Origin of the sequence: Pseudomonas extremaustralis (assembly GCF_900102035.1) — a bacterium.
GTDB classification, from domain to species: domain Bacteria; phylum Pseudomonadota; class Gammaproteobacteria; order Pseudomonadales; family Pseudomonadaceae; genus Aquipseudomonas; species Aquipseudomonas extremaustralis.
In genome coordinates this window covers 6,637,573-6,659,366 of sequence record NZ_LT629689.1, presented here as the reverse complement: position 1 = coordinate 6,659,366, position 21,794 = coordinate 6,637,573, and the positions used below count along the sequence as shown (strand labels likewise).

General features: G+C 60.1%; 21 protein-coding genes. 7 read left to right on the top strand and 14 right to left on the bottom strand.

Going from position 1 to position 21,794, the window contains the following annotated elements:
- Positions 1 to 13: 13 nt before the first annotated feature.
- The 3 genes from BLR63_RS30880 to BLR63_RS30870 all read right to left on the bottom strand — a co-directional run bounded on the left by BLR63_RS30880 (position 14) and on the right by BLR63_RS30870 (position 3,161).
- Complete coding sequence (locus BLR63_RS30880) at positions 14 to 598, bottom strand: nucleotidyltransferase family protein (RefSeq protein ID WP_010566569.1); 585 nt, start codon at positions 596 to 598, stop codon at positions 14 to 16.
- Positions 595 to 1,581, bottom strand: coding sequence for an XdhC family protein (locus BLR63_RS30875; RefSeq protein ID WP_010566570.1), 987 nt, complete (start codon positions 1,579 to 1,581; stop codon positions 595 to 597). The genes BLR63_RS30880 and BLR63_RS30875 overlap by 4 nt, the downstream gene beginning before the upstream one ends.
- Positions 1,582 to 1,829: 248 nt before the next feature.
- Positions 1,830 to 3,161 (bottom strand): dicarboxylate/amino acid:cation symporter, encoded by a 1,332-nt coding sequence (locus BLR63_RS30870; RefSeq protein ID WP_010566571.1) that lies wholly within the window; start codon positions 3,159 to 3,161, stop codon positions 1,830 to 1,832.
- 340 nt (positions 3,162 to 3,501) lie between these two features.
- On the opposite strand from BLR63_RS30870, the gene BLR63_RS30865 reads away from it, so the two are divergent.
- Positions 3,502 to 4,500, top strand: a complete 999-nt coding sequence (locus BLR63_RS30865) for an AraC family transcriptional regulator (RefSeq protein WP_010566572.1) — start codon at positions 3,502 to 3,504, stop codon at positions 4,498 to 4,500.
- On the opposite strand, the gene BLR63_RS30860 is transcribed toward BLR63_RS30865, so the two are convergent.
- From BLR63_RS30860 to BLR63_RS30850, 3 genes are read right to left on the bottom strand one after another with little or no spacing between them, the layout of a single operon-like run.
- Positions 4,497 to 5,843 (bottom strand): ATP-binding protein, encoded by a 1,347-nt coding sequence (locus BLR63_RS30860; RefSeq protein ID WP_010566573.1) that lies wholly within the window; start codon positions 5,841 to 5,843, stop codon positions 4,497 to 4,499. The genes BLR63_RS30865 and BLR63_RS30860 overlap by 4 nt on opposite strands.
- The gene (locus tag BLR63_RS30855; protein WP_010566574.1) at positions 5,840 to 6,517 is read right to left on the bottom strand and encodes a response regulator; all 678 of its coding nucleotides are present in this window, start codon (positions 6,515 to 6,517) and stop codon (positions 5,840 to 5,842) included. Before BLR63_RS30855 ends, BLR63_RS30860 begins: the two co-directional genes overlap by 4 nt.
- Before the next feature lie 17 nt (positions 6,518 to 6,534).
- Positions 6,535 to 6,843: a hypothetical protein gene (locus BLR63_RS30850; RefSeq protein WP_010566575.1), complete on the bottom strand. Its 309-nt coding sequence runs from the start codon at positions 6,841 to 6,843 to the stop codon at positions 6,535 to 6,537.
- A gap of 149 nt (positions 6,844 to 6,992) precedes the next feature.
- On the opposite strand from BLR63_RS30850, the gene BLR63_RS30845 reads away from it, so the two are divergent.
- Positions 6,993 to 7,712, top strand: a complete 720-nt coding sequence (locus tag BLR63_RS30845) for a 4'-phosphopantetheinyl transferase family protein (protein ID WP_010566576.1) — start codon at positions 6,993 to 6,995, stop codon at positions 7,710 to 7,712.
- Positions 7,713 to 7,717: 5 nt separating this feature from the next.
- Here BLR63_RS30845 and BLR63_RS30840 read toward each other — a convergent pair whose 3' ends face one another.
- Positions 7,718 to 9,328: an ATP-binding protein gene (locus tag BLR63_RS30840; protein WP_010566577.1), complete on the bottom strand. Its 1,611-nt coding sequence runs from the start codon at positions 9,326 to 9,328 to the stop codon at positions 7,718 to 7,720.
- Entirely contained in the window at positions 9,325 to 10,050 is a 726-nt protein-coding gene (locus BLR63_RS30835) for a response regulator (protein ID WP_010566578.1), read from the bottom strand. Before BLR63_RS30835 ends, BLR63_RS30840 begins: the two co-directional genes overlap by 4 nt.
- 774 nt (positions 10,051 to 10,824) lie before the next feature.
- On the opposite strand from BLR63_RS30835, the gene BLR63_RS30830 reads away from it, so the two are divergent.
- The gene (locus BLR63_RS30830) at positions 10,825 to 13,716 is read left to right on the top strand and encodes a ribonucleoside-diphosphate reductase subunit alpha (protein WP_010566579.1); all 2,892 of its coding nucleotides are present in this window, start codon (positions 10,825 to 10,827) and stop codon (positions 13,714 to 13,716) included.
- Positions 13,717 to 14,029: 313 nt separating this feature from the next.
- On the opposite strand, the gene flgE is transcribed toward BLR63_RS30830, so the two are convergent.
- The 6 genes from flgE to BLR63_RS30800 form a co-directional block, all read right to left on the bottom strand.
- Positions 14,030 to 15,346 carry a flagellar hook protein FlgE gene (gene flgE, locus BLR63_RS30825; RefSeq protein ID WP_010566580.1) on the bottom strand — a complete coding sequence of 439 codons (1,317 nt, stop codon included), beginning with the start codon at positions 15,344 to 15,346 and terminating at the stop codon, positions 14,030 to 14,032.
- 31 nt (positions 15,347 to 15,377) lie between these two features.
- Entirely contained in the window at positions 15,378 to 16,103 is a 726-nt protein-coding gene (gene flgD, locus BLR63_RS30820; protein WP_010566581.1) for a flagellar hook assembly protein FlgD, read from the bottom strand.
- A gap of 16 nt (positions 16,104 to 16,119) precedes the next feature.
- A complete protein-coding gene (flgC, locus tag BLR63_RS30815; RefSeq protein WP_010566582.1) occupies positions 16,120 to 16,563 on the bottom strand; it encodes a flagellar basal body rod protein FlgC in 444 nt (147 codons plus the stop codon).
- Positions 16,564 to 16,566: 3 nt separating this feature from the next.
- Positions 16,567 to 16,974, bottom strand: a complete 408-nt coding sequence (gene flgB / locus BLR63_RS30810) for a flagellar basal body rod protein FlgB (RefSeq protein ID WP_010566583.1) — start codon at positions 16,972 to 16,974, stop codon at positions 16,567 to 16,569.
- 306 nt (positions 16,975 to 17,280) lie between these two features.
- Positions 17,281 to 18,108, bottom strand: coding sequence for a protein-glutamate O-methyltransferase CheR (gene cheR / locus BLR63_RS30805; protein ID WP_010566584.1), 828 nt, complete (start codon positions 18,106 to 18,108; stop codon positions 17,281 to 17,283).
- Between the two features lie 43 nt (positions 18,109 to 18,151).
- Complete coding sequence (locus BLR63_RS30800) at positions 18,152 to 19,084, bottom strand: chemotaxis protein CheV (protein WP_010566585.1); 933 nt, start codon at positions 19,082 to 19,084, stop codon at positions 18,152 to 18,154.
- 81 nt (positions 19,085 to 19,165) lie between these two features.
- Between BLR63_RS30800 and flgA the strand changes: the two genes are divergently transcribed.
- The 4 genes from flgA (at position 19,166) to BLR63_RS30780 (ending at position 21,761) form a co-directional block, all read left to right on the top strand.
- Positions 19,166 to 19,930: a flagellar basal body P-ring formation chaperone FlgA gene (flgA, locus tag BLR63_RS30795; RefSeq protein ID WP_042947297.1), complete on the top strand. Its 765-nt coding sequence runs from the start codon at positions 19,166 to 19,168 to the stop codon at positions 19,928 to 19,930.
- Between the two features lie 142 nt (positions 19,931 to 20,072).
- Positions 20,073 to 20,396, top strand: a complete 324-nt coding sequence (flgM, locus tag BLR63_RS30790; RefSeq protein ID WP_010566587.1) for a flagellar biosynthesis anti-sigma factor FlgM — start codon at positions 20,073 to 20,075, stop codon at positions 20,394 to 20,396.
- Between the two features lie 48 nt (positions 20,397 to 20,444).
- Positions 20,445 to 20,915, top strand: a complete 471-nt coding sequence (locus tag BLR63_RS30785) for a flagella synthesis protein FlgN (protein WP_010566588.1) — start codon at positions 20,445 to 20,447, stop codon at positions 20,913 to 20,915.
- A gap of 96 nt (positions 20,916 to 21,011) precedes the next feature.
- The gene (locus BLR63_RS30780) at positions 21,012 to 21,761 is read left to right on the top strand and encodes a flagellar brake protein (RefSeq protein WP_010566589.1); all 750 of its coding nucleotides are present in this window, start codon (positions 21,012 to 21,014) and stop codon (positions 21,759 to 21,761) included.
- The last annotated feature ends 33 nt before the right edge of the window (positions 21,762 to 21,794 follow it).

Sequence of the window (21,794 nt, the reverse complement as noted above, 5' to 3'; positions counted from 1 at the left end):
TATGTCTGCCCGGTTAGCGGTACTGCAACAACTGCGGTACATCCACATCCCAGAAGATGCCAGGGTCTGCCACGTCGACTTCGTGCACGGTTGCCTGGGCAAATAACGGTTTGGCGCCACGATCACCGGTGAGCGCCCTCAAATGCGGCCCGAAGTCCCGACCAAATGCCACCGGGTGCCCATATTCACCCGCGTGTACCGGCACACTGATGGCATCCACCGCCGCCGCCTCAATCACCCGCTCGATACTCGAGGATTGAATGAACGGCATATCCCCCAGCACCACCAACCACCCCTGCGCTGAGGCGCTGGCCGCAACCCCCGCTGCAATGCTGTCGCCCATGCCTGTCGAGTGCACCAGCAAGACCTGGCAGCCATACGCCTGCGCCAGTCGGATAACCTCACTGCGCTCCGGTGTGGTCACCAGCCAGCGATTGACAATGCGCCGAGGCAAATTCGTCAGCACCTGCTCGATCACGGGCCGCGTCACCCCATCCCGGCCGACACAATCGACCAACAACTTATCCTGATCCGCCCCCTTCTCTGCCCTGAAGCGACTGCCCTGCCCGGCCGCCAGCACAATCGCCGTGATATTCACGGCGCTGCCACCTGCAACGGCTTTTTCTGCATCGGCGCCACGCCATTCTTGATCGCGACAATTTCCGCCAGCAGCGACAAAGCAATCTCAGAGGGCGTATGACTGCCGATATGCAAGCCGATCGGCCCATGCAAACGCGCAATAGCGTCGGCAGACAACCCCAGCGCAGCGAGATTTTCACGCCGTTTCTGGCTATTGACCCTCGACCCCAGTGCGCCGATGTAGAACGCATTGGAATTCAAGGCCGTGAGCAACGCCATGTCATCCAGGCGCGGATCGTGGGTCAGGCAGACGACGGCGGTGCGTTCGTCGGTCTGGATATTCAGCACCGCCTCATCAGGCATGCCGGGCACAAAGCGGCCATGTTGCTCTTCCCAGCCGTAGACGAACTCTTCGCGCGGGTCGCAGATCAATACTTCGAAATCCAACAGGCGCGCCATTTGCGCCACGTACCGCGACAACTGCCCGGCGCCGATCAACAACAAGCGCCAGCGCGGCCCGTAGATCGCGCGCAGGCGCTCGCCGTCAAACGTGACGACGTCGCTCTTGCTCGCCCCGCTCAAGCTCACGACGCCGGTGGCCAGGTCCAGCTCGCGCGCGACAATTTCATGGGCTTCACAACGCTCCAGCAACTGCGCTACCCAGGCCCAATCCTCGACCCGCTCTTCGGTCAGGCGCAGGGTGCCCCCGCAAGGCAGGCCGAATCGCGCCGCCTCATCGCGGGTCACACCGTAGGTGATCAACTGCACCGGCGGCCCATCTTTCGCCAGGCGACCATCCTGCAGGCGTGCGATCAAGTCGTCCTCGATACAGCCACCGGACACCGAGCCGATCACCACGCCATCGCCCCTCAGCGCCAACATGGCACCCGGCGGGCGCGGCGCACTGCCCCAGGTCTGGACCACGCTGTACAACACCACTTGCTGCCCGGCGCGGCGCCATTCGAGCACGCTGCGCAGGACATTCAAATCAACACTGTCCATGCACCCTCCTGCAAGTGTTCCAGCAAAAATGCCCGCTTGATAACTGCGGTCAGAACGCCTTGAGCGGCGCGAATTTTATCGGCAAAGACAACAGGCCCTGTCATCGATACAGGCCCCACCGAATTAATGAAGTGATGAGTTACTGTAAATCAAAACAGTGCAAGAGTGGCCGGACACATATGCAAACGCCCCGAACCAGTCGGGGCGTTTGCGGGTTGCGGCCGGCGTGAGTTCACGCCATCAGCGAGTTACTTGACGGCAGGTGCAGGGCCTTCGGCCACGCCCAGATCATCTTCTGCACGGGTATCAGTGATAGCGCGACCGCCGGAAGCCAGTTCGCTGTGCAGCTGGTCGGTGTCCAATTCCTTGACCCACTTGGCCACAACGAGGGTGGCAACGGCATTACCCACCAGGTTGGTCAGCGCGCGGGCTTCGGACATGAAGCGGTCGATCCCCAGAATCAGCGCCAGGCCGGCGACTGGCAGATGGCCTACAGCGGACAGGGTCGCAGCCAGTACGATAAAGCCGCTACCGGTCACGCCAGCAGCACCTTTGGAGGACAGCAGCAGCACCAGCAACAGAGTGATCTGATGGGTGATGTCCATGTGGGAGTCGGTCGCCTGGGCGATGAACACGGCCGCCATGGTCAGGTAGATCGAAGTCCCGTCGAGGTTGAAGGAGTAGCCGGTCGGGATCACCAGGCCTACTACGGATTTCTTCGCGCCCAGACGCTCCATCTTGATCAGCATGCGTGGCAGTGCGGATTCGGAGGACGACGTACCCAGAACGATCAGCAGCTCTTCGCGGATGTAGCGGATCAGCTTCAGAACGCTGAAACCGTGAGCGCGGCAGATGGCGCCAAGCACCACGACCACAAACAGGACGCAGGTGATGTAGAAGCAGATCATCAACTGACCCAACTGCACCAGGGAACCGACACCGTAGGCACCGATGGTGAACGCCATGGCGCCCAAGGCACCCAGTGGGGCGAGCTTCATGATCATGTTGATGATGTTGAACATCACGTGGGCGAAGCGATCGATGAAGTCCAGCACCGGCTTGCCGTAGGCACCCAGGCGATGCAGGGCGAAGCCGAAGATCACCGAGAACATCAGCACTTGCAGGATGTCGCCGTTGGCGAAAGCGCCGACGATGGTGTTCGGGATCACGTTAAGCAGGAAGCCAACGATGCTCTGGTCCGCACCGGCAGTCACGTAGGCGGCGACTTTCGAAGCGTCCAGGGTGGCCACGTCGATGTGCATGCCGGCGCCCGGTTGCACCACGTTCACCACGACCAGACCGATCAGCAGCGCGATGGTGGAAACGACCTCGAAGTACAGCAACGCATAGCCGCCGGTCTTGCCGACCGATTTCATGCTTTGCATGCCAGCGATACCGCTGACAACGGTGCAGAAGATGATCGGGGCGATGACCATTTTGATCAGCTTGATAAAGCCGTCACCCAGTGGTTTGAGGGCCACGCCCGTCTGCGGGTAGAAGTGACCGAGCAAAATACCGATAACGATTGCAACGATCACCTGGAAATACAGGGATTTGTAGATTGGCTGACGAGTCGTCATTGCAAAGTTCCTCAATCGTCCCGCGTGGCAAATATCCGCCATTGCCCACGGCACTTGAATTGCGAACCCTCCTGCACTGGAGGGATTTGTTGTTTGCGAGATCTGCAGAACCAGGCCTGCGCTGTGTTGTGTATCGCAAACGCCGTGCCACTTTGCTGAAACGCCCTGACGGCCTTTAGACATCAGGGGTGGGGGATTCAGGACATCCTCCGAGGCGAACATACAGATGGCGGATTTCCGCCTCACCAGCCAATCTCGTCCTACAATTTGGCGGATATCCGCCTTGTCGCGCCGACCGGGGAGTGACTACCATCCGCCACTCCCAGGGCGAGACCATCCCATGCGCGAACGTACCATCGCCAGCCACTACGCCCGAGCGGCCCTCGGCGGTGCGCGGCGAGCCGGGTACGATTATTCGGACCTGCTGCTGCAAGTGGGCATCACCCCGGAGCTGCTCACCGAACCCCGTGCCCGCATCGCGCCAGAGCAATTTACCCGGCTGCTGCAAATGCTCTGGGTGGGGCTGGACGACGAATACCTGGGTTTTGCCGACGGTCCGAGCAAGCGCGGCACCTTCGCCATGATGTGCCACGCGCTGATCCACTGCCGCACGCTGGAGAAGGCCCTGGAACGCGGCCTGCTGTTCTATAGCCTGTTCCCACAAGGCCCGCGTTGGCAGCTGACAAAGGAAGGCGAAATGGCCCGCTTGAGTCTGGACGATTCGCAACTATGGGACCCGGATCACTTCCTCAGCGAATGCCTGCTGGTGATCTGGCACCGGCTGGGCAGCTGGCTGATCGGCCAGCGCATTCGGCTGTACCAGGCCACGTTCAGCTATCCGATGCCAGCTCACGCCAGTGAATATGACCTGTTGTTTCCGTGCCCCCACGTATTTGGCGCATCACACAGCAGCCTGGTGTTTCCCAGCCGTTACCTGAGCCTGCCGCTATTGCAGGATGAACGAACCCTCAAACACTTCCTGGAGCGTTCCCCCGCCGATTTGTTGTCGCGGCCGGATGAAGGCGACAGTTTGAGCAGCCAACTGCGGCGCCTATTGAGCCGCGACCGCACACCCTGGCCAGACCTGGAAGCCGTCGCCCAACACCTGCATATCAGCCCGCAAACCCTGCGCCGGCACTTGCGCGAAGAAGGCACCAGCTTTCAGGCACTCAAGGACGAATTGCGGCGGGACATCGCCATCTATCACCTGGGCCGTGCGGATCTGTCCTTGCAGGAGATCGCTGAGCAGTTGGGGTTTTCCGAACCGTCGGCGTTCCATCGGGCGTTCAAGAAGTGGACGGGACTGACGCCGGGAGCTTACCGAGCGCAGGAAAACTAGAGCGCAGGAAAGTGAATCTTGAAAGCCGCCCCACCCAACGGTGAGTCGCCAAGGGTCAGGCGCGCGCCGTAGCTTTCGATAATGTCCTTGACCACCGCCAGACCGATGCCCTGCCCCGGATGCTGACGGTCCAGCCGCTCGCCTCGTTGCAGAATCCGCGCGCGCTGGTCGGGCGGCACACCGGGGCCGTCGTCCTCGATGCACAGCTCAGTGCCTTCCAGGCTTTCCTCCAGGCTGATACGCACCTTGCTCAGACACAACCGATAGGCGTTTTCCAGCAGGTTGCCGAGCAATTCCAGCAAGGCGCCCTTCTCGATGGGCACATCGCACTCTTGCGGCAAGTCAAAGACCACGGTGACGCGCTTGTCGCGGTACACCTTGTCCAGGGTATCGCACAGGCTTTGCAGCACAGGTTTCAGGCGCACCTGATGGCGTACCAGGCCGCTTTTGCGCAGGCTAGCGCGCTGCAATTGGTAGCTGATTTGCTGGCTCATGCGCTCGATCTGGGATTGCAGCACCCACGCCTGGTCGCGATCCTGCGGACGCTGGGCCATGTCTTCGCTCACGCCCTGCAGCACCGCCAGCGGGGTTTTCAGACTGTGGGCCAGGTCGTCAAGAGAGTCGCGGTAGCGCGTACGCTGTTCGCGCTCGCTGTGCAGCAAACGGTTGAGGGAACCGGTCAGGCGCAGCAGTTCGCGGGGATGCTGCTCGGAAAGGCTCTCGCGGGTGCCGCCCTCGATCTGGTCAAGCTCCTGGCTCAAGCGCCGCAGGGCTTGCAGCCCCCAGGTCAGGCCCAGCCACAGCAAGGTCAGCAGCACCAGCAATGCCGCGCCGAAGCCTAGGTAGAGATTTTCCCGCAGGCCTTCGAGGGTCAGCAGGTATTCGCGCACCGGCTGCAGGGCGACGATACTGAACGCCGCGCTCTTGCCACCGAGCAGCTTGACCTCGACGTCATACACAAAGAATTCCTGGCCGTTGGCCTCGCGAATCCTTGCAAACTCGTTGCCGCGCCCGTCATAGCGCGGCTTGTAGTTGATGTTCTCTTCCTTTGTCGCCCGCGAGCGCCACACCAGATGGCCTTCGCGGTCATAGATATAGCCAAGCAACCGACTGTCAGTGAGGTTGAAGCGTTCGTCGGGCAACTGCGCCGGCATCAGCAGGCGGTTGTTTTCGACCCGCGCGGCGGAAATCAGGGTGGTGACGTCCGACGCCAGGCGCTGTTCGATGGAATCCTGCAATGCCAGGCTGAACGCCCCCTGCATGGCGGGCAACAAGCCGAGCATGAACAACACGGCCAGGGTGGCGGCCGCCAGCATCAACCGCACGCGCAGGGAGCGAATCAACGGCAGCGCTCATTGAACAGGTAGCCCAGGCCACGCACGGTGTCGATCGGCTTGAACCCTGTCGAGCCTTCCAACTTGCGGCGCAGGCGGCCGACCAGCACTTCGATGACGTTCGGATCGCGCTCGTCGTCATCGGGGTAGAGTTGCTCCATCAACCGATCCTTGGCCACCACTTGCTGGTGATGGCGCATCAGGTATTCGAGGATGCGGTATTCGTAGGCGGTCAGCGCCAGGGGCTGTTCGTCGAGGGACGCCTGCTTGCGATTGAGGTCCAGCAGCAAGGGCCCGGCAACGATGGTCGATTGGGTAAAGCCGCTGGAGCGGCGCAGCAAGGCGTTCATCCGCGCTTCCAGCTCTTCGAACTGGAACGGCTTGACTACATAGTCGTCGGCGCCGGCCGCCAGGCCTTCGACCTTGTCCTGCCAATTGCCACGGGCGGTAAGGATCAGGATCGGGAAGGTCTTGGCCTGGCTGCGCAGTTGGCGGATCAGGTCCAGGCCGCCCATGCCGGGCAGGCCCAGGTCGATGATCGCCAGGTCATGGTTGAATTGGCCGGTCTGGTACAGGGCCTCTTCGGCATTGGCCACGGCCTCGACCACATGCCCGCTGTCGGTCAGGCGGGTAAACAGGTGATGACGCAACAGCGCCTCATCTTCCACCACCAGCAATTTCATAAGGCTCTCCAAGGCAATCAACTGTCCGACAGGGGGATATCATAGCGGCCCTGCAAGTCTTGCTGGCGCATTTTAATGCCATTGAACTGGCCGGTCAGGTGTTCGTAGCCGGCGCGATAGGCTGACTGCGGTGCGGTGAGGCCCAATGACTGGCCCCATGGCGTGGGCTGACTGCCAGCGTCTTCGAAGCTGACGCGCTGGATCAGCGTGCTGGACTTCTTCGGTTTCTCGTTACCGAATGCGGCAAAGACACCATCGACGGCCTGGGCCCCGGCGGTGGCACTGAGCATGGTCAACGCCAACATCAGCTTTTTGATCGCAGTCATGGTGTTACCTCATACGCGTTTGGCTGTATGCCCTGGTGTTGGAACCCAGACTACGCAGACGCCCCTGAACTCCCCCTGAACAGGCTCTGAACCTCACCTGAACCACCGCAGGCTATCCTCCAGCCGATCAACTCGGCAAAATACCGCCCATGACGCCCTTACCCGCTTGCTGCACCCCACTCGATGCCCATTGGCCGCTGCCCACCCCCCTGCCGGGCACGGTGTTTCTCAGCACCCGTTTTGATCCCACCTTGCTGGCCGCCGGTGATTTCCAGCGCAGCGCCGTACCATCACCGCCGAGCATCCAGCGCTCTGTGGCCAAGCGCCAGGCCGAATTCCTCGCCGGCCGGCTATGCGCCCGCGCCGCCCTGCACCGACTTGACGGCCTGGACTGCATCCCGGCGATCGGCGAAGACCGCGCCCCGGTATGGCCCACCCATATCAGTGGCTCCATCACCCACAGCACCGGGCACGCCGCCGCCATTGTCGGGCACAAGGCACAATGGCGTGGGCTGGGGATGGACCTGGAAAACCTATTGTCCCTGGAGCGGGCGGAGCGCCTGGCCGGTGAGATTCTGACCGTCGATGAATTGCAGCGCATGGGCACCGTTGACCGCGAGCAGATCGCCCTGCTGGTGACGCTGACGTTCTCGGTCAAGGAGAGTTTGTTCAAGGCGCTCTATCCAATCGTGGGCAAGCGCTTCTACTTTGAGCATGCCGAGGTGCTGGAGTGGTCCGACTCGGGATCTGTGCGGTTGCGCTTACTGACGGACTTGTCCAGCGAGTGGAGCCACGGCACGGAACTGGCGGCGCAGTTTGCGCTGGAGGATGGGCAGTTGCTGAGCCTGGTAGCCATCGGCGCTGGATAGCGATGTCAGGGCTTTTCCCGATCCCGCGGCCAACTCAGGCTGAAACACGCCCCACCCAGATTGTTGCTCTTGCCGATCAATGCCCGCCCGCCGTGCCAATAAATGATGCGTCGCACGATCGACAAGCCCAGGCCATGCCCCCCCGAGGCACGGGTGCGGCTGTCATCCAGACGCAGGAAGGGCGTGAAGATGCGCTCCCAGGCGCTTTCCGGCACACCGGGACCGTCATCCTCCACGTCGATACGGCAGCGCACCTGTCCCACCTGATAGCTGATCAATACCTGGCCCTGGGCGTGGCGCATGGCATTGCTCACCAGGTTTTGCAGGGCGCGGTGCAAATAGCGCGGTTCGGCGTCGACCCAGGCATCATCCCAGTGCGTCGAGGACAGACAAATCCCCCTGGTCACGTTGATCTGAGGACGCAGTGGCGACAATTCGCCGATCACCTGGTCTAGCAACGCATCGAGATCGACCCGCTGAAAATTCAGCTCCGGCGAACCCTGTTCCAGGCGTGCATAGGTGAGCATTTCATCCACCAGGCCATCCAGGTCCTGGATATCGCTGTCCATGCCCTCCAGGTATTTACGCCGAGCATCGGGCGTGGCCGCGTCGCCAAGCATTTCCAGGCCGAAGCGCAAGCGTGCCACCGGCGTGCGCAGCTCATGGGACACTGCGCGCACCAGTTCGCGCTGGATCGCCAGCAACTGCTGCAAGTGCTCGGCCATGCCATTGAACGCCGCCGCCAGGCGCCCCACCGAGTCGGCGCCACGGGCCGGTACGCGGACTTCCAGGTTGCCTTTGGCGATGCGTGTGGCGGCGGCTTCCAGGCCTCTGAGGCGGCGCTCGAGCTGACGCACCAATAGATAGACGATCAGGCCGATCAGGGTCAGGCCGATCAAGGCGATCAGGATCAACCACTGCGCCGGGTAGGGGTTCATCTGAAACAACGGGCCGATTTCCAGCACCCAAGGCGTACCGACCATACCGGCGAACACGCGGATCGAATCGCCGCCCTTGCCCAGGGCCATTACCGTGTCGCCTTCCGACACGCGGCGGCGTTGATCGTCGTCCATATCCGCCTGATCGAGGGTCATCAGGTGCATCTCGAAGCCAAAGCCCTTCGCTTCTTTTATATCGGCCAGCCGCTTGGGCTGCTCGGCCACCGGGAAGCGCACCAGTTCGTCGGCCAGCAGATAGATGGTTGCGCGGGCCAATTGCTCGCTGATCTGCTGCACTTCACCGGTCAACACCAGTTGTTCCTGCTCGCTGACCAGACGCAACACCCGTGCAGCATGGGGGCCGGTCTGCTCCACCAGGACTTGGCCGCGCTGCAGGCGACTGCGCTGGCTGAGGTCCAGTTGGGCATCGGCAAGGGTGCGCAATTCCAGCGGAATGCCGAGCAGACGCTCCCACACCGCCAGGGCACGCTGGCGCTCGATGGGGCTCATGGGCTGAAGGTTGTCGCCCATCAAGGCGAACGTGCCGTGGGCCAGGCGTTCGCGGTACTGGCCGCTGCGCACCTCATTGAGCAGGTGCAGCGCCAGCACGCCGAGCAGCGCCACTAGGATCAGCGCGGCGCACATGCCGCCATAGATACGCAGGAAGATCGAGTTCACAGCGGCATGTCGGCGGCGGCTTCAGGGACGAACAGGTAGCCTTTGCTGCGGATGGTCTTTATAAGGCGCGGATGGATCGGATCGTCGCCGATCTTCGGACGAATACGCGAGATGCGCACGTCAATCGAGCGGTCCTGCCCGTCGTAACCGATGCCGCGCAGGGCGATGAAGATTTCTTCGCGGGACAGGATGCGCCCGGCATTCGCCACCAATAGCCACAGCAGATCGAATTCGGCGCTGGTGAGCTCGATCTCCCCTTCGTGCAACCAGGCTTCACGCAGGGCGTTATCCACCACCAGCGGGCCGAATTGCAGGCGGCGCTGGATCTCCAGTGCAACGGGTTCCGTCGGTTCGCTGCGCCGCAGCAAGGCCTGGATGCGTGCCAGCAACAGGCGCGGGCGCACGGGCTTGCACACGTAGTCGTCGGCGCCCATGTCCAGGCCCAGCACCTGGTCCATGTCATCGGTACGGGCGGTGAGCATCAGGATCACGCCGTCGTAGCGCTCACGCACCTTGCGGCAGATGCTCAGGCCATCCTCGCCGGGCAGCATCAGGTCGAGGATCACCAGGTCCGGTTGCTCGGCGATGATCCGCGCCGCCGCCAGGGCCCCGTCGCCCTCCACCGACACGCGCAGGCCGTTGCTCTCCAGATAGTCACGGGTCAATTCGGCCAGTCGCTGGTCGTCCTCGACGATCAGTATTTGCCAGGCTTCCTGCTCCACGGGTGATCCTCATTGTTATAAGTTCTTCTGGCCGACGCGATCGCGTGCGGGGCGGGCTCGCTCCTGCTTTGATCTTCGCCAGGCATACCCTTTTTGTCATGTTTTGAGGGCATAACGGAAGTCGATTGTAGCCATGCCTCAAGCCACCAACACAAGCCAGGAAATCCATTCGGTGATCGCGTTTTTTTGTGATAGGGTTCGCGCCCTCAAAAATCCAATCGGCTGTTTTCATATTGGAATATTCAGTGACAAACGGCTGAATCCAGCAGCACTGCGGCCTACACGGGCGTTCCACGTTTCATACACATTTTACTCACAACGTTATCCACAGGCGGTGCGTTGCTAAGCCCTCCAAAACGCATTATCTTGTAGCTCGGCGCCAAAAAAACCCTACATGTAGGGTTTTCGACAAAAAGACCAAACACAAATCAGACGAGAAACTCAAGCCCTTTCTTGCTCCTGTTTGGCCTGAACCAAGCATTTTTTCAAAGCCCAAACCGTGCACGCGGATGGCAACCGTTTTCAAGCTCCAACAGCGGAAGACGGTATGGGTGTTGCAGTGCTTGAACCTGGCAACTGTCACCCACCAGGAATACGGCGAAGGGCCTTTGAGCTCCGAACCGAAGACTTCGGCATGGAAGCGGCGCGAATAGCTCTCTTCCTCCTGTCCCGAAGTTGTTATGCCAGGCCCAGGCCTGCTGTAAGTGCTTCAGGACGGAACGGTGGGCACCGTGATGGTGCCCAAATAAATACAGAATGTGGAGACAACACCCCATGCAAACCGACACAACTCGCGAGAACCCGCAGGGCTCCGTGCCGCAGGCCGCTGATTCGAATATGGATCTGTCCGCCACTGCACCCGGCCAACTGCGCGTGATCAAGCGTAACGGCACTGTCGTTCCTTACACCGATGACAAAATCACCGTCGCCATCACCAAAGCGTTTCTTGCAGTTGAAGGCGGCACCGCTGCCGCGTCGTCGCGCATCCACGACACCGTTGCCCGCCTGACCGAACAAGTTACCGCGACCTTCAAGCGTCGCATGCCGTCGGGCGGCACCATCCACATCGAAGAAATCCAGGACCAGGTCGAACTGGCCCTGATGCGTGCCGGCGAGCAGAAAGTCGCCCGCGACTACGTGATCTACCGTGATTCGCGCGCCAAGGAACGTGCCGTACGCTCCCCGCAAGAAGCCGCCGTACAAGCGCACCCCTCGATCCGCATCACCCTAGCCGACGGCACCTTTGCCCCTCTGGACCTGGGCCGCCTGAACACCATCATCACCGAAGCCTGCGAAGGCCTGGAAGAAGTCGACGGCGACCTGATCCAGCGCGAGACCCTGAAGAACCTGTACGACGGCGTGGCCCTGACCGACGTCAACACCGCCCTGGTGATGACCGCCCGTACCCTGGTTGAGCGCGAACCGAACTACTCGTTCGTGACCGCACGCCTGCTGATGGACACCCTGCGTGCCGAAGGCCTGGGCTTCCTCGGCGTGGCCGACAGCGCCACCCACCACGAGATGGCCGACCTGTACGCCAAGGCCCTGCCGGCCTACATCGCCAAGGGTATCGAATACGAATTGCTGAACCCGGTCCTGGCGACTTTCGACCTGGAAAAACTCGGCAAGGCGATCAACCACGAGCGCGACCAGCAGTTCACCTACCTGGGCCTGCAAACCCTGTACGACCGTTACTTCATCCACAAGGACGGTATCCGCTTCGAACTGCCGCAAGTGTTCTTCATGCGCGTGGCCATGGGCCTGGCGATCGAAGAGAAGCACAAAGAAGACCGCGCCATCGAGTTCTACAACCTGCTGTCGTCCTTCGACTACATGTCGTCGACCCCGACCCTGTTCAACGCCGGCACCCTGCGTCCACAGCTGTCGAGCTGCTACCTGACCACCGTGCCGGACGACCTGTCGGGCATCTACCACGCGATCCACGACAACGCCATGTTGTCCAAATTCGCCGGCGGCCTGGGTAACGACTGGACCCCGGTGCGCGCACTGGGTTCGTACATCAAGGGCACCAACGGCAAGTCCCAGGGCGTCGTACCGTTCCTGAAAGTCGTCAACGACACCGCCGTAGCGGTCAACCAGGGTGGCAAGCGCAAGGGCGCTGTCTGTGCCTACCTGGAAACCTGGCACATGGACATTGAAGAGTTCATCGAGCTGCGCAAGAACACCGGCGATGACCGTCGTCGTACCCACGACATGAACACCGCCAACTGGATTCCTGACCTGTTCATGAAGCGTGTCTTCGACGACGGCAAGTGGACCCTGTTCTCGCCCTCCGAAGTACCGGACCTTCACGACCTGACCGGCAAGGCCTTCGAAGAGCGCTACGAGTACTACGAAGCCCTCACCGAATACCCAGGCAAGGTCAAGCTGTTCAAGACCATCCAGGCCAAAGACCTGTGGCGCAAAATGCTGTCCATGCTGTTCGAAACCGGCCACCCATGGCTGACCTTCAAAGACCCGTGCAACCTGCGCAGCCCGCAGCAGCACGTGGGCGTGGTCCACAGCTCGAACCTGTGCACCGAGATCACCTTGAACACCAACAAGGACGAGATCGCCGTTTGCAACCTGGGCTCGATCAACCTGCCGAACCACATCGTCAACGGCAAGCTGGACACCGTAAAGCTTGCCCGCACCGTCAACACCGCCGTTCGCATGCTCGATAACGTGATCGACATCAACTACTACTCGGTGCCACAGGCGCAGAACTCCAACTTCAAGCACCGCCCGGTCGGCCTGGGGATCATGGGCTTCCAGGACGCTTTGTACCTGCAGCACATTCCTTACGGTTCGGACGCAGCGGTCGAGTTCGCCGACAAGTCCATGGAAGCGGTCAGCTACTACGCGATCCAGGCGTCCTGCGACCTGGCCGACGAGCGTGGCGCCTACGAGACGTTCCAGGGTTCGCTGTGGTCCAAAGGCATCCTGCCGCTGGATTCGCAACAGATCCTGATCGCGCAGCGCGGCCAGAAGTACATCGACGTTGACCTGAACGAATCCCTGGACTGGGCGCCGGTACGTGCCCGCGTGCAAAAAGGTATTCGTAACTCGAACATCATGGCCATCGCACCGACCGCCACCATCGCCAACATCACCGGCGTATCGCAGTCGATCGAACCGACCTACCAGAACCTGTATGTGAAATCGAACCTGTCGGGCGAATTCACCGTGATCAACCCGTACCTGGTTCGCGACCTGAAAGCCCGCGGCCTGTGGGACTCGGTCATGATCAACGACCTGAAGTACTACGACGGTTCCGTGCAGCAGATCGAACGCATCCCGCAAGAACTCAAAGAGCTCTACGCGACCGCCTTCGAAGTGGACACCAAGTGGATCGTTGACGCCGCCAGCCGTCGCCAGAAGTGGATCGACCAGGCGCAGTCGCTGAACCTGTACATCGCCGGCGCTTCGGGCAAGAAGCTCGACGTGACCTACCGCATGGCCTGGTACCGCGGCCTGAAAACCACTTACTACCTCCGTGCCCTGGCCGCGACCAGCACCGAGAAGTCGACCATCAACACCGGTAAGCTGAACGCGGTTTCCAGCGGCAACCACGGTGATGACTCGGTGCTCGCCGCACCGGCCGGCCCGGCACCAGTGCCAAAGGCCTGTGCGATCGACGAGCCGGATTGTGAAGCTTGCCAATAAGCTGAGCCGGCAGGCGCCCCAAGGCGCTGCATGAGAAGCCCCCGACAGACCCACTGGGTTTGCCGGGGGCTTTCTTTTGCCTGCGGTTTTACTTTTTGGGGGCTCCATGGGAGGCAGATTTGCTGTGGAGAGCGGGCTGGCCACAATAAACCCGATGCTTCGACTTAGACCGACCGTGAAATCAGTGCTGGCTCACTCATGATGATGGCCTGCGAAAACAAAACACCCTGCGAAAGCTCAGCCTTCGCAGGGTGTTGGAGGAGGCCTCTCAATAGCCCCTCTTTCGAGGGGCTTATTGTGGAGCGCTACCGCATCAGGTCATCTGAATGATGGTCTGCATGATGGTGCTCTGGGTGGAGATGGTCTTGGCGTTCGCCTGATAGTTGCTCTGGGCCTTGATCAGGTCCACCAGCTCGTTGGTCAGGTTGACGTTGGAGTTCTCCAGGGAGTTGGCCACGATCGAGCCCAGGGTACCGGCTTGAGGGGTGTCATAACCCGGCTGGCCCGAGGCGAAGGTCTCTCTCCAAGTCGTGCCACCCGATGGCTGCAGGCCCTGTTCGTTATTGAAGCTGGCCAGGGAGATCTGGCCGATGGCCTTGCTCTGCTGGTTGCTGAACGTGGCGAACAGTACGCCGCTGCCGTCGATTTTCAAGCCGGTGATCTGGCCGGTGGCATAACCATCGGTGACCGGTGGGTTGCGGTAGCTGGCCGAGTTGTACTGGGTGATATTCGCCATATTGACCGCAATACCACCGGCATTGGCCGCGGCACCGTTAGCAGTCCATACACCGTTGGTCACGGTACCCGGTACCCAGTTGGAAATGGTCAGCGTGGTGTTGGAGACCGCGCTAGGCGGGGTAACCACACCCGTGAGCTTACCGCCGGTGTCGAATGTCAGGGTCGACGCAACGGGTGCCACCGCGCCTGCGCCACTGATCGGGGTACCATCAGGGTTACGGCCGTCGATCAGGGTGTAGGAGTTCCATTGGTTCGAACCCGTCTTCACCAAGTACTGCACCATCGGGTGAGCGTTGCCTTGGGTATCGTACAAGGTGGTGCTGTACTGGGTGGTGAAGGTACTGGTGTCGCTTGGGTTGAATGGCTTGGCCACCTGGTCGATCACCACCTCCGAGGAGTTCAGGTTACTGGTAGAGTCCACGGTGCTGGAAGCTTTTGGCGGCAGGTTCGACAAGTTGAGTTGCAGGTCGACCAAGCCACCCTTGACGATCTTGCCGTTGGTATCCGCAGCGTAGCCTTGCAGGCGCGAAGTGCCGGTGTTGTTGGTGATGTAGCCGTCTTTGTCCGCACGGAAGGCACCGCTACGGGTGTATTCCAGCGAACCGTCGCTGCCCTTCTGAACGAAGAAGCCACCGCCCTGGATCGCCATGTCCAGGATGCCGCCACTGTTGTTGACGTCGCCCTGGGTGAATTGCTGGGACACCGCAGCCAGGTTCACACCGTTACCGACGCTGTTCTGGCCGGTGCCCAGCTTGGACGCGGCGTAGATGTCGGCGAATTCCGCGCGGGACGATTTGAAGCCAGTGGTCGCGACGTTGGCGATGTTGTTGCCAGTTACGTCCAGCTGTTTGTTGGCCGCATAGAGGCCGCTAAGGCCGATATTAAAAGACATGTTTCTCTCCCTCTGCCGTATTTAGCCGGCTCTATGTACCGATAGTCTGAATTTGCGAGAGCTTGACGCTGCCCATGCCACCGGCAAGGTTCAGCACCATTTCGCCGCCGGTCTGGCTCAACGTCACACTGGTCACCGTTGCCGGCAGCGAAGTCGCCAGGGCCACCGAGTCGCCGCTGTCACTCTTGGTGGTCGCCGCGAAGGTGTAAGTACCGGCGGGAGCAACATCACCCGCATCGGTCTTGCCATCCCAGATGAAGCTGGAAGTGCCAGCACTCTGGGCGCCCATATCAATGGTGCGCACCACAGCGCCGCTTGCATCGGTGATCTTGACGGACACGTTGCCCGTTGCCGCAGTCACCGCGACCGAACCGGTCATGCTCTTGCTTGTGTCCACCAAGGCCTTGTCGGTCTGGGTGATGATCGAACGCCCTACCAGCGAAGAAGCCTGCAGCGCTTGCGAGGAGCTGAAGTTGCTGGAGATCGCATTCACCGAATCGTTCAGGGTGTTGATGCCTTCCAGGCTGCTGAACTGTGCCAGCTGGGCCACGAATGCACCGTTGTCCTGAGGCGACAGCGGATTCTGGTTTTTCAGTTGTGTCACCAGCAATTGCAGGAACGCATCCTTGCCCAGCGATTGGTTACCCGTCGCCGCACTGGTCGCGGCGGCGATGCTGGTGTTGTCTGTCGCAGTCTTGACCTTGGTGTTGAAAAGGTCCTGGACCGCTGTGTTGGTAGACGTATCAACAATGGCCATTATTTGGCGCCCCTTATCACTGACCCAGGGTCAGGACCTTCTGCATCATGGTTTTGGCGGTGTTCATCATTTCCGCGTTGGTCTGGAACGAGCGGCTGGCGGAAATCATGTCGGCCATTTCCTCGACCACGTTGACGTTCGGGTAGTACACGTAGCCTTTTTCGTTGGCCGCCGGGTGGTTAGGCTCGTAGCGGGCTTCCAGATTGCTCTGGTCTTCAACCACGCCGAGTACCTGCACGCCAGACCCTGCGGCATCCTTGTTCTGGAACAACGAATCGCTGCCACCGCTCTGGCCGCCCTGGAACATGGTGGCGAACACCGGGTGACGGGCGCGGTAGGTCTGGTCAATGCTCGAAGACACAGTCTCGGCGTTGGCGATGTTACTGGCGACGGTGTTCAAGCGCGTGGTCTGCGCGCTCATGCCACTGCCGGCAATATTGAAAACACTGGCTAAGGACATGGCTTACTCTCCACGCAGGGCTGACATCAGCCCTTTGAATTTACTGTTGAGCAGGGTAAAGCTGGCCTGGAAGTTCACCGAGTTCTCGGCGTAGGCCGATTGCTCCAGCTGGGCGTCGACGGTGTTCTGGTCGATCGACGGCTGCATCGGCGTGCGATACAGCAGCGACTCGTCCCCACTGCTCAGGCCTTGCGCTTCGATATGACGGCTGTTGGTCATATTCAAGGCGAAGGTGCCGTTCTTGGTCTTATCCTGCTGTGCGGCGAGCACGGCGGAGAAGTCCAGGTCCAGAGCCTTGTAGTTCGGGGTGTCGGCGTTGGCAATGTTGTTGGCCAGGACTTCGGCACGCTGGGCGCGAAAGCCCAGGGCTTGTTCGTGGATACCGAGCGCTTTATCGAAGCTGATGCTCATGGCGGAAACCTTTAGGCTGACCTGCTGTTCGTTAACAGGGTTATAGCAAGGCCCATGCCAATGTTTGACAGCCCCGTAAATCAAGGGCTTGCGCGAAAATTGCCGGCGGCAATGCCAGAAAAGCGGCAACCGGTTTCCGCGTAGTGCCAGTAAAGCGGCAATGGGATTGCCGTTTTTTTCAGCTTTGCCGCAGAAACAAATGTGGGAGGGGGCTTGCTCCCGATAGCGGTATATCAGTGATAGCTACATCAACTGAACCACCGCTATCGGGAGCAAGCCCCCTCCCACACTTTGTCTGCGTACGGCTTACTTCGCCTGGTAGATGATCCCCGGGCTGCACTGCACCATCTGGAAATGATCCGGCAGGCCATTGAGCGCCTCGGACGCACCGAGAAACAGGTAGCCGCCGCGCTTAAGGGTTCCGTGGATGCGCAGCAGGATGTCCTTCTTCACCTCGGCCGAAAAGTAGATCAGTACGTTGCGGCAGAACACCATGTCGAACTTGCCGAGGCTGGCATAGCTGTCGAGCAGGTTGAACGAGCGAAACTCCACGCGGTTCTTGATCGGCGCCTTGATCGCCCAGCGCCCCGCCCCTTTTGGGTCGAAGTAACGTTGCAGCCGTTCCTGGGACAAACCGCGCCCCAGGGCCAGGCTGTCGTATTCGCCGGTCTTGCAATTGGTGAGCATGGTGCCGGACAGGTCGGTAGCGACAATTTGCGCCCCGGCTTTAAGCTGGCCCATGTTGGTCCGCTCGAACTCATCGATGGCCATCGAAATCGAGTACGGTTCCTGCCCCGACGAGCAGGCAGCCGACCAGATACGCAAGCGCTGCCCAGGACTGGCCTTGATGGCCTCCGGCAGCACCTTGCTCTTGAGCACTTCAAAGGGATAGGTATCGCGAAACCACAGGGTTTCATTGGTGGTCATGGCATCGACCACCATTTCCTTGAGCCCGCTGCGCGGCTGCCCCTGAATACGCTGCACCAACTCACCCAGAGACTTGATGCCCTGCTGCTCCATCAGCTTATTGAGACGGCTGGATACCAGGTACTGCTTGTTTTCACCGAGCAATATGCCACAGGCTTTCTCCAGGAAGACCCGGAACTGTTCGAAATCCAAATTACCCGTAGACAATGATACCGCCTCTTAAATCGTGTGACCGCCCGGGAGAAATTCCCTAGCCGTGATCTGCTGCCTTGATCCGGTCGACTACCCGGGATGCCAGGTCATCAGGACGAAATTTGGCCAGGAAGTCATCGGCACCGACCTTCTTGACCATCGCCTGGTTGAATACGCCCGACAGCGAAGTATGCAGGATGATATGCAATTTTTGCATGCGTGGGTCGCTGCGTATTTCGGCCGTGAGGGTATAGCCATCCATTTCCGGCATTTCGATGTCGGAGATCATCATCAAGAATTCGTCTTCCGGCTTCTTGCCCTCCTCCACCAGCTTGCGCAGATAATCCAGCGCTTGGCGACCGTCATTGAGGGCCACCACTTCAACGCCGACGGTTTGCAGGCAACGGGTGACCTGCTTGCGCGCTACTGAAGAGTCATCCACCGTCAGCACACGCAACGAGATGGCCTTGTGCGCCGTGTCAGCGTCCACCACGCCGACGGAAATCGCTTCCGACGTAGGGGCCACTTCGGCGAGGATTTTCTCGACGTCGATGATTTCCACCAATTGATTATCGACCCGCGTCACGGCCGTGAGGTAGTGATCGCGGCCAGTGCCCTTGGGTGGTGGATGGATCTCTTCCCAGTTCATGTTGACGATGCGCTCCACAGAGCGCACCAGGAACCCCTGGGTCTTGGTGTTGTACTCGGTAATGATCACGAACGGGTTTTCGCGGTCCTGCAGACCTGCCGAACTGGTGGCCAGGGCCAGATCAAGAATCGGAATGGTAGCGCCACGGATATTGGCGACCCCACATACCACCGGGCTGGATTTGGGCATGATCGTCAGCTTGGGACATTGCAGCACTTCCCGCACCTTGAACACGTTGATGCCATATAGCTGCTTGCCGTCGAGACGGAAAAGCAACAACTCCAGGCGATTCTGCCCTACCAGCTGTGTACGCTGGTTTACTGAATCCATTACACCTGCCATGCCCAGACTCCTACGCTAAAACCTTTGGGGGTACGACGCGTACCCAACACTAAACGGCACGAGCTTTGCTATTTATTGATCATGGACATTAAAACGACAGTTTCCCGACGCCCTCGCCTCACAGGAATGCGCAGATCACTCTACGCATCAATGGCGCTGCTCGCCTTGAGCCTGGGCGCCACGGCCCGCGCTGACAACGTCACCTTGCCTGATCTCCTTATCGGCGTCACTCAAGGCTTTCTTGAATTCACTGTAGAAGATTATCTGGCGACCACACAGACGCCGGGACGTTATGAGATCCAGGTCAACCCATTGGACCCCCGTCTGCGCATGCCAATGTGCGACAAGGAATTGACAGCCTCCCTGGAAAGCCCCGCCCAACCCATCGGTCGCGTGACGGTCAAGGTACGCTGCGAAGGTGGCTCGCCCTGGACCGTGTTCGTGCCGGCTCAGGTCAAACTGTTCAGGGATGTGGTGGTGGTAGCCCGCCCACTGAAACGCACCGGCATCATCGGCTTTGAGGATGTTGTGCTGCGCGAACGGGATATCAGCCTGATCAATCAGGGGTACCTGACCTCGCTCGACCAAGCCATCGGGCAGAAACTGACCCGACCAGTGGTCACCGATCAGGTCATTACGCTGGTACATCTGGAACAGGCCGAGGTCATTCGCAAGGGCGATCAGGTGGTGATTTCCGCCAGTAGTGGCGGGCTGAACGTGAAAATGCCCGGAGAAGCGCTGTCCAACGGCGGCATGAGCGAACAGATCCGGGTCAAGAACCTAAACTCCAACCGAGTGATCAAGGCACGGGTGACGGCGCCCGGCCAAGTCGAGGTAGCCTTATAGATTACTGGTACAGGACGCCGGCTTTTCCTACACTGTGCGCGAGATGTCCCGTGCGGAGATTTATTGTCATTCGCGCCTAAAGTTTGTCCGGGTATGGCCGAAAACATGGCAAGCGTCCAAATACCCAGAGGTTTTTTTTATCATGGTCATCGATTTCAGTCGTTTGAATAGCACCCCGACAACGTCAGGCACTACGCGCGCCGCTGGCACCAAGGACAGCGTAGAAGCCAAGGCCCAGCCGCTGCCCGCCAAGACAGAACAGGCCAGCGCCAGCCAGAGCGGGGAATCCGTACACCTGAGCAATGAGGCTCAACAGTTGCAGAAGGTCACTGACTCGCTGCGCGATCAGCCCGTCGTCAATAAAGCCCGAGTGGCCGAATTGAAACAGGCAATCGCCGATGGCAGCTATAAAGTCGACAGCAACCGTGTAGCCAGCAAGCTGCTTAACTTCGAAGCCGAGCGCTAGGCACAGGCCTGCGCCGGGCTTTTGGACGCTTAAAACCCAAGGCCAGCCATGCATCACGACGAACATTTGCTTCAACTGATCATTGATGATCTAGCGCCGACGCAACAATTGCTCGAGCTGCTCAAAGAAGAATCCCTGGCCCTCTATGGCCGGGATATGCCGTTGCTGGAAGAAATTCTGGCACGCAAGCAGTCGCTGATTGTCCTGCTGGAACAGCATGGCAAGAAACGCAGTCAGATTCTCACCGGCCTGGGCCTGCCGGCAGACCATGATGGCCTGGCGCAACTGGCCAGCCACTCCTCGGTCGGCGATCAACTACTGGCCCAGAGCAAAGAACTCAATCAACTGCTCGCCCAATGCCAGGAAGTCAACCTGCTCAATGGTCAGTCGATCCAGCTTCAGCAAGCGACGACCGCCAACCAGTTGCGCATACTTCACGGCGGAGAACCTCCGGCGCTTTACAACGCCCAGGGCTCCACCTCGCGCCTGGTCAAGCCAAGTACCCGCAGCCAAGCCTGATGCCTGTTTAGCGCGCGGCCTATCCAAGTCGCGCCACATACTGGCAAAATGCTCGCCATTGCGTGTAGTCGTATTTTGTCTGGAGATGGAAGAACCGTGTTCAACGCACTTAATGCGGAAGATGCCCCGCAGCCACCCAAGGTCCTCACCACGCCTCTGGAAATCGCCGGCACGTTGCGGATGCTGCAGGACAGCCATGACCCGCTGATCATCACCTTCCATGAACGCAGCCAGCGCTTCCAGAGCTACCTGGTGGACGTCAGCCGGGACAACGGCACCCTGGCGCTGGATGAAATGATCCCCCGCGACGGCGAACGCCATCTTGAGAACGGCGAACCCTTCCGCATCGAAGGCTTCCACGATGGCGTGCGCGTCGCCTGGGAAAGCAAAGGCAACCTGAGCATCAGCGAAAAGGACGGCCACCGCATCTATACCGGCAGCATGCCCGACGAAGTGGTCTACCACCAGCGCCGCAATGCCTTCCGCGCAGCCTTGAAACTGGCCCAACTGGTCAACATCGAGCTGGGCGGCGAGAAGTTGAAGGTGCCCGTCAGCGGCAAGCTGTTGGATATTTCCGCCACGGGTTGCAAATTGCGCTTTGAAGGTGACATCTCCGAGCGCCTGCAACTGGGCCAGGTCTACGACCGCTTTATCGCCGCCCTGCCCTTTGGCAGCATGACCACCTCGGTAGAGCTGCGTTACCTGCATTACGAAGAGAAGATCAACACCACCTTCGCCGGCGTGCGCTTCCACAACATGAGTGGCCTGGTACAACGCCAGGTCGAACGGTTTGTGTACCAGCTGCAACGTGAAGCGCGGCGCTTCGACAAAGACGACGATTTTTAAACCTTAACGATCGCGACAAAAAACGGGCAGGTC